Origin of the sequence: Tepidibacillus infernus (genome assembly GCF_048898065.1) — a bacterium.
Lineage (GTDB): Bacteria > Bacillota > Bacilli > Tepidibacillales > Tepidibacillaceae > Tepidibacillus_B > Tepidibacillus_B infernus.
In genome coordinates, this window is record NZ_JBLWFI010000002.1 from 157,394 (window position 1) to 164,171 (window position 6,778).

Annotated in this window: 10 protein-coding genes and 2 pseudogenes (2 of these 12 cut by a window edge); 6 read left to right on the forward strand and 6 right to left on the reverse strand. The window is 39.3% G+C overall.

Features of this window, described 5'->3' with window-relative positions; all coding sequences use genetic code 11:
• Positions 1-10, reverse strand: a pseudogene (locus TEPIDINF_RS13145) (ISNCY family transposase); its annotated part reaches 1,088 nt to the left of the window's first position; the annotation flags it as partial.
• A protein-coding gene (locus tag TEPIDINF_RS13150) for a helix-turn-helix domain-containing protein (RefSeq protein WP_476471656.1) crosses the window boundary here: on the reverse strand, positions 1-215 show its 5' portion. The gene continues 61 nt to the left of window position 1, outside the view; the window shows 215 of its 276 coding nt (coding positions 1-215); its start codon is at positions 213-215; the stop codon falls past the left edge of the window. The pseudogene TEPIDINF_RS13145 and the gene TEPIDINF_RS13150, both read right to left, overlap by 71 nt.
• Before the next feature lie 138 nt (positions 216-353).
• Between TEPIDINF_RS13150 and TEPIDINF_RS13155 the strand changes: the two genes are divergently transcribed.
• From TEPIDINF_RS13155 to TEPIDINF_RS13170, 4 genes are all read left to right on the forward strand, one after another.
• On the forward strand, positions 354-713 hold the full coding sequence (locus TEPIDINF_RS13155; RefSeq protein ID WP_421692275.1) for a Na-translocating system protein MpsC family protein: 360 nt from the start codon (positions 354-356) through the stop codon (positions 711-713).
• A gap of 141 nt (positions 714-854) precedes the next feature.
• A complete protein-coding gene (locus tag TEPIDINF_RS13160; RefSeq protein ID WP_421692276.1) occupies positions 855-1,859 on the forward strand; it encodes a sodium-dependent bicarbonate transport family permease in 1,005 nt (334 codons plus the stop codon).
• 33 nt (positions 1,860-1,892) lie between these two features.
• Positions 1,893-2,240, forward strand: a complete 348-nt coding sequence (locus TEPIDINF_RS13165) for a Na-translocating system protein MpsC family protein (protein WP_421692277.1) — start codon at positions 1,893-1,895, stop codon at positions 2,238-2,240.
• Positions 2,241-2,258: 18 nt separating this feature from the next.
• A complete protein-coding gene (locus TEPIDINF_RS13170) occupies positions 2,259-2,606 on the forward strand; it encodes a hypothetical protein (protein WP_421692278.1) in 348 nt (115 codons plus the stop codon).
• 590 nt (positions 2,607-3,196) lie between these two features.
• Here the strand turns inward: TEPIDINF_RS13170 and TEPIDINF_RS13175 are convergent.
• Positions 3,197-3,364: pseudogene (locus TEPIDINF_RS13175) on the reverse strand (DUF4372 domain-containing protein); the annotation flags it as partial.
• 237 nt (positions 3,365-3,601) lie between these two features.
• Here TEPIDINF_RS13175 and TEPIDINF_RS13180 point away from each other — a divergent pair.
• Positions 3,602-4,171 (forward strand): class I SAM-dependent methyltransferase, encoded by a 570-nt coding sequence (locus TEPIDINF_RS13180; protein WP_421692279.1) that lies wholly within the window; start codon positions 3,602-3,604, stop codon positions 4,169-4,171.
• 194 nt (positions 4,172-4,365) lie between these two features.
• Entirely contained in the window at positions 4,366-4,656 is a 291-nt protein-coding gene (locus tag TEPIDINF_RS13185) for a helix-turn-helix domain-containing protein (protein WP_421692280.1), read from the forward strand.
• Positions 4,657-4,753: 97 nt separating this feature from the next.
• Here TEPIDINF_RS13185 and TEPIDINF_RS13190 read toward each other — a convergent pair whose 3' ends face one another.
• The 3 genes from TEPIDINF_RS13190 to TEPIDINF_RS13200 form a co-directional block, all read right to left on the reverse strand.
• Complete coding sequence (locus TEPIDINF_RS13190) at positions 4,754-5,818, reverse strand: DmpA family aminopeptidase (RefSeq protein ID WP_255421848.1); 1,065 nt, start codon at positions 5,816-5,818, stop codon at positions 4,754-4,756.
• Positions 5,819-6,325: 507 nt separating this feature from the next.
• Entirely contained in the window at positions 6,326-6,424 is a 99-nt protein-coding gene (locus tag TEPIDINF_RS13195; protein ID WP_421692328.1) for a hypothetical protein, read from the reverse strand.
• A 135-nt stretch (positions 6,425-6,559) separates the two neighbouring features.
• Positions 6,560-6,778: integrase core domain-containing protein (locus tag TEPIDINF_RS13200; protein ID WP_421692281.1), on the reverse strand; the 219-nt coding region annotated here is incomplete at its 5' end.

A 6,778-nucleotide genomic window follows, 5' to 3' on the forward strand; every position in this document is an offset into this window, starting at 1 on the left:
GCAATCGCATGAACAGGTTTACGCCCTCGATTTTTATGGGCAATGCCTTCAGCTCCTTCCTTAAGATAGGTTTTTTTAAGGCGCAAAACCTGTCGGGTAGAAAGTTGCAGTAGGGTTGCAGCTTCCTCTACTTTAATTTGACGAGAAACAAGCTTTTCAATGACCAACACTTTTTTGAGTTCTGCTTTTGTCAATGCAATCTTCTCCTGTCCCATAGTGACATTTTCTCTGAACAATTACAACATGACAATATCACAGAACAATAACATGAGCAAAATGCCATCTTGAATTATTGGCCTGGTTAATTTATAATTAATTCACCTGTGACAAAAATATTCTCATTTGCAAGGAGTATGGTAGTGGTTTATTCCAAAGGACAGATGGAAGACGAGATTACCAAGGCTATGATTCAGTGGGAGAAGGAATACAAGGGGCGGGGACCTACCGAAGCCAGGACGGACATCATCCGTAACATGGTTATCGTAACCCTGCGGGGAGTTCTTTCTCAGGCTGAACAGCACTTGGCCCGTGATAAAGAAGGGATGACTCTGATCAAAAAGTTGCGCCAGCAATTAGTTGAACAGGGGCGTCTTGAATTGGAAGAAATCATTAACCGGATCACTGGAGCCAAGGTGGTAAGCCTGCATACGGATATAAGTACCAAAACAGGTGAAAGGGTCTTTGTCTTTGTGACGGACAGGGAAATTCAATAAAATAATAACCGTTGGAAGGACATTTAAAGGGTAAACCCTTACCGGTTGAATGCAAGTCCAACATCAGATGCTTTATAGCATTTGGTGTTGGACTTTTTGTTTTGTCATCAGGGAAAATTGACAGAAGTGTGAGGTGAAAAAATGGAGAGCATGTTGGATTTGGCGTTAATCAATCTGACCTCGCCGGTAGTTCTGTTTTTCGCTTTGGGTTTGTTTATTACCATCCTTAAAGCCAAAATAGAGTTTCCCGGTGCCATAAGTGATTTTATTACTATTTATTTATTGGTGGCTATTGGTTTTAAGGGAGGAGTGGCCATTGCCCAGGCGGGTCTGTCCTCTATCATGATGACCATTAGCGGCGCTGTTATCTTGGGTATACTTATTCCCTTGTACTCTTTTTTTATCCTTTGGCGGGTGGGTAAGTTAAAATCCGATGATGCGGCGGCTATTGCCGGTCATTACGGTTCCGTCAGTGTAGTGACTTTTATGGCGGCGGCGACATTTCTAACCAATATGCAAGTTAATTATGAGGGTTACCTAAACGGACTACCGGCTTTAATGGAAGTTCCGGCTATTGTGGTGGCTTTGATCCTGGCTTCCTGGGCTAAGCAGAAAAACCGAGAAAACTCTGCTGTGGAGGAGGCCTCCCTCGATCAGGTTACCAAACAGGTGGTGTTGAGCAAGAGCGTGGTTTTGCTTCTGGGGGCCATGGCGGTGGGATATCTTACCGGGCCTAAGGGTATGGAAACGGTGGAGTTTTTTTACAAAGATATTTTCATGGGTATGTTGAGCCTTTTCATGCTTGAGATGGGTATAGTAGCCGCCGGGAAACTGGGTGAACTAAAGAAAGCGGGAGCCTTTCTCGTGGTCTTCGGGGTTTTACTGCCCTTGGTCAATGCTTTACTGGGGATTTTGACCGGGGTTGCAGCTGGTTTGAGTGTGGGTGGGGCCACCCTGCTGGGGGTGCTGGCCGCCAGTAGTTCCTATATCGTGGCCACGGCAGCCATGCGGGTTTCTCTCCCCAAAGCCAACCCGGCCTTGTATTTGGGGGCCTCCTTGGGGGTTACCCTGCCCTTTAATTTGGTATTAGGGATCCCTATTTACTTTTACATGGCAGAATATTTTGTAACTATTATCAATGGATAAGTTGGAGCCAAGAATCTGAAAGGGGGAGCCGTTTTGAGTAAAGGCACGTTGGAAAACGCTATCACCAAAGCTTTAATCCAGTGGGAGAAAGATTATATGGGCCGGGGGCCAACGGAAGCCAAAACCGATATCATTAGGGATATGATTGTTGTTTCCCTAAAAGGGGTGTTGTCTACTGCTGAAGAGCATTTGGCCAAAGATAATGACGGCATGGCCCTGGTCAAAAAACTGCGGCAGTTGTTGGTTGAACAGGGACGGCCTAATCTGGAGGACATTCTCTTCAGGCTGACTTCGGCCAAGGTGGTTAGTTTGCATACCGATATCTGCACCAAAACCGGTGATCGGATCTTTATTTTCAGGATGAACCGGATCTTTTATTAAATTCAGGAGGTGTTAATTATGGCTCAGGAAATAATCGGTGTGATAGCCCGAATGGACTGGGACAATACTTTAAACCTGCTCCCGGCCATGGGTCGCTCTCCGGAGGATACCAAGGTTGTCCAGGATTTGGAGTCACCGGGGCAATTAGGGGCTGGTTTTCTCCAACAAGTGGTCAATATAGTGGTTATCCATGGGGCGGCGGAACTCTTTATCATTGGTTCTTCCTACAGTGAAACGGCCCAGGATGTATTGGACAGGGTGAGCAGCCTCCGGGAAAGTGGACAGTTGCCGGCAAACCTGCCTATCCACGGACTACTATATAATCCTGCCAGTTATCGCCTAGAATTGGTCTATAGTGGTTATTAGGAGAGGGTAGGTCATGGAGTTTTATAGTAAAAAACGCATTAGCATCATTGTGGAAAAAGGCTCTTCGTAAGGGTTCACTGTCATTACGCAAATGTGGCCCTAAAGATTATCCGGAGTGGGACCGACTGCGAAAAAAACAATCTATTGTCGTTTTAAGCGGGAAGCTACTCAAGGTATTGTATGCGATTAGTACGAAGTATGTGGCATTTGATACGGAGCGAATGATGATAGCCACAACCTGATCGGTATTCGGGTCTAAGGATAAGGTTGTTATCTTCTTCGGAGGCTAAAAAGATTGTTGATATGATCCTGCGATATGATAAGACAATTTTTACTAAGAAAAATTATAAATGGTGATGAACTAAAAGGTATTACAAAATGGATTTCAGATGTCAAGGCAGCATATGGATATCAGGACAAGCTAACTTCAGAATCATTTTTATATAAACTTGAAATCTATCTAAGCATCACTAGCGTTGCATAAAAATAGTCATAATTTTCAGTTAATATCTTTTCTTGAATTTGAGCTAAAAAGTCAAAACCTAAAGAAAAGGTGACACTGTCCATTTGGTAAAAATATACAGTTAATAAAGATCTTCATCAATTAGCGCATCACTCATTGCTTGTAAGCTTTCGGTTTCGTGCAACTGAGCAAAAAGTAAAAGCTTCATGTAAGCATAAGTCGTAAGTTTCTTTGTGTAGTAGTCTTGTTTATGTTTTACAACCTGTTCAGAAAGTTTTTGAATATTTTTTTCCATAACGGTGTCCTTTACTATTGGATTTGGACAGGAATTTGATAAGTATGTAGGTTATACACAGATCATTTATGCGATGATGCTATTTTCGTTTCTAGGAATTGTCTTGTCACTATTATCAAAACCACCAAAGAAAAAAGAACTAGAAATATTTAAGAGTTGAACCTTTGATAGTTTGAAAAATTTAGGGAAAAATATGTTTTAGGTAAAATTTGTATTCGTAGGAGTTGAAAGGGAATTATGGGCCATCGTTTTGATCCAAAACATGCAGGAAAACTAAATAACGAAGAAAGAAAGAAAATGTTACCACCAGAGAAAGTCCTTCAATATCTAGATCTAAAGAAAAAGGATACCGTTCTTGATCTAGGTGCAGGTACAGGTTATTTTTCAATACCAATTGCCAAACAAGTAAAAAAAGTAATCGCTGTTGATGTGTCAGAAAAAATGTTAACTCATATGAAGCAAGAAATGGAGAACGAGAAAATAGAAAATATCGATATGGTTCAACATGAAATCGAAACACTACCGTTTGATAATCAAACGGCGGATAGGATAATAGTATCCCTTGTCTTGCATGAAGTGAAGGACTTGAATCAAACAATTAGGGAAATTCGGAGGGTTTTAAATCCAGATGGGAAATTATTAGTCGTTGAGTGGGAAAAGAAAATCAGTAAATCTGGCCCTCCAATGGAGGAACGATTAGAATCCTTTCATTTAAAACAGGTTTTGGAAGATCACAATTTCCAGGTTTCTCTAGAACGACCAAATCAAGATCAATACATTTTAATTGGAGAAATAATAAAGGATTGATTTTTATCAGTCCTTTTTAAATACCCGATTGCCGCTCATCATATAATCGTTGTCAGGTACAATTTTCTCATCCGTTTTTGCATAAAGCAGAACGCCACTTACTTTGCCGGAATTGGCGGTATCCCTGTTTTTCACATAGGTAAAAATCTGATACATATTGTGAGAATGTAGTGTACGTTTATTGTAAAAGCTGTTTGTCTGCATCGTGTGTTGCTGTACACTTAGGAATTAAAAAACAGAATATAAATTTGTGGATCAAAGGGAAACAAAACATTCCGAAAAAGTATCTTCCCATACTTGAAGAGATCTTTCATGTTGATGCAGATTATTTTACAAAAGAGCTGGATGAAATAGAAAAGTTAGAGATTCAAAAAGAGAAATTAAAAAATATGAGAGATAAACAAGGTGTTCCAGAAAACTTAAATACTATATTGTTAATAGAATCGCATGTTCATCCTTACCTTACTTTCCTACCTAAAAAATAAGTAGACCTCCCTTGAGCCTGACAGCTACGGAGGTCTAACTTCTGTTACTGTTATGCCGATCGCCCTTGATGGCAATCTATTGTATGGACCGTAGATGCTACCAAATGTCTATATGAATATGATTAATATACTCCTTCAGCGAATGTTTTGTATGTCCATCTTTTCCAACGGTTTTTTCTGCGCAGATGAGTGAGTTTAATATAGATTCTTCTACGGTCTCGGCAACTGCCTTAAAAACGGGATCTATTTTATTATCGTTTAAGACTTTGATTTCGTATATATCCTTTTCTGCATAATGGTTTACCTTATTTGAAGTTGTAAAGGCAATAACAATATCTCCACTTCCATTACCTATGAAAGAACCTGTTCTTGAAAGACCCACCACTGCACGTTTGCATACCCTTTTAAGCTGTCTTTCGCTAAGCGGTATATCTGTGGCAATTATCATAACAATAGATCCCCTGTCTTGTTCTTCATCACTTCTGGAAAGCAAAGATTTTATATTCTCACCTGCTTTAATTCCATTAATCAAAAGTTCTTCTCCTACTCCAAAATTTGATAAAACAAGGCTTCCAAGGATATAGTCTTTTCCATTAAGCTTTATAATCCTTGAAGAGGTACCCACGCCACCCTTAAGGCCAAGGCAGGACATGCCGGTTCCAGCACCTACAGAGCCCTCTTCAAATTCAACTTCTGCATTCATTATGGCATCTATCACATGGGATTTTTCTACCTTTCGTTTTCTTATATCGTTTAAATACCCATCGTTACACTCGCATACCACTGGGTTTATAGTACCGGTTGTATGGCCTATGTCATCATTGTTACTAAGCATATATTCTACAACCCCATCAAAGGCAGTGCCAACGCTTAAGGTGTTAGTTAAAATGATAGGAGTTTCAATGGTTCCCATTTCATCTATCTGAATTAATCCAATAGACTTTCCAAAACCGTTGATAACAAAGCTCGCAGCCATAACCTTTTCTCTAAAAAGGTTTCCACCATGGGGAAGAATGGCAGTTACCCCTGTCTTAATTTCGCTATCATTAAGTGTAACATTGCCAACTCTTATACCTTCAATATCAGTAATGGAATTTAGTTTGCCAGGTTGCATTCGGCCAATGGTTATACCATAATCTCTAATTCGCTTTTGTGACTTCACTATAATCCCACCTAATATGTATGTAATAAACGGATTCGCTTTATAAGGTCATCTACTATTTCTAGAAAAATTATCACATAAACTTGTCTTAAAAGATAGATTTATTTTATCTGCGATACACGAGTAGATATCCATATTTTTCATGTCTGAGTGATTTTAATGGAAGAACTCAATTATCAACTCAATGAAATAGCTAGATCTTTATTTACGATTAAATGAATTCATTGATTTCAACGGGAAGAAAATTCCAGCAAGTACTGATCTCTTTTCCTTATTTGCTAATTTGCCAGCAGATCAACTACTCAAGATAAGCCAGTAAATGTGGATACGCTCAGCCAAACTCTGAATCAGGTTACGATTAGTTGGCAAATGACTTTGGTAGCTCTTGGGATCAATCTTATCTCGATGGTCATTATAATGATGATTGCAAAGCGTTCTCAGAAGTATTTTAAACAGCAGCAAGTCCAGTTGCATACTTGTCTTAATACGCTGTGAATCGTAGGTCCCCTAGGCCACTAAACATCTCCAATGATCTTCTTTAGTGTATTTAGCTGTTTTTTCTTTTAAAATTTTGTATGCATCACTGTTCCCCCAACGTTGTTTTATTTTTTCTTCGTACTGTTTTTGTTCCTTCTAAATGGTACAATGTTTCTTTGGGAGCTTTGTTGTAATTACTACGAAATTGGTCTTATGTCAAGATTTCGGACAAGTTAAAAGTAGATATAATTCCAGTTTAGTAAATTAACACACTAAAGCATTTTCGAAATCATAAGGTGACAGCATACCACAATATTCATGAATTCTGACTGTATTATAAAAGCTCTCTATGTACTCAAATATTAGTTCATGTGCATGCCTAGTATCTTTGATGACATAACGATTCAACCATTCACGTTTTATTAAAGCATGAAACGATTCAATACATGCATTGTCCCATGGGTTACCTTTATTTGAATAGCT

Coding starts and splice junctions, on each gene's coding strand:
- TEPIDINF_RS13180 (WP_421692279.1), top strand. CDS start 3,602: ATGGGCCATCGTTTTGATCCAAAACATGCAGGAAAACTAAATAACGAA.
- TEPIDINF_RS13160 (WP_421692276.1), top strand. CDS start 855: ATGGAGAGCATGTTGGATTTGGCGTTAATCAATCTGACCTCGCCGGTA.
- TEPIDINF_RS13170 (WP_421692278.1), top strand. CDS start 2,259: ATGGCTCAGGAAATAATCGGTGTGATAGCCCGAATGGACTGGGACAAT.
- TEPIDINF_RS13155 (WP_421692275.1), top strand. CDS start 354: ATGGTAGTGGTTTATTCCAAAGGACAGATGGAAGACGAGATTACCAAG.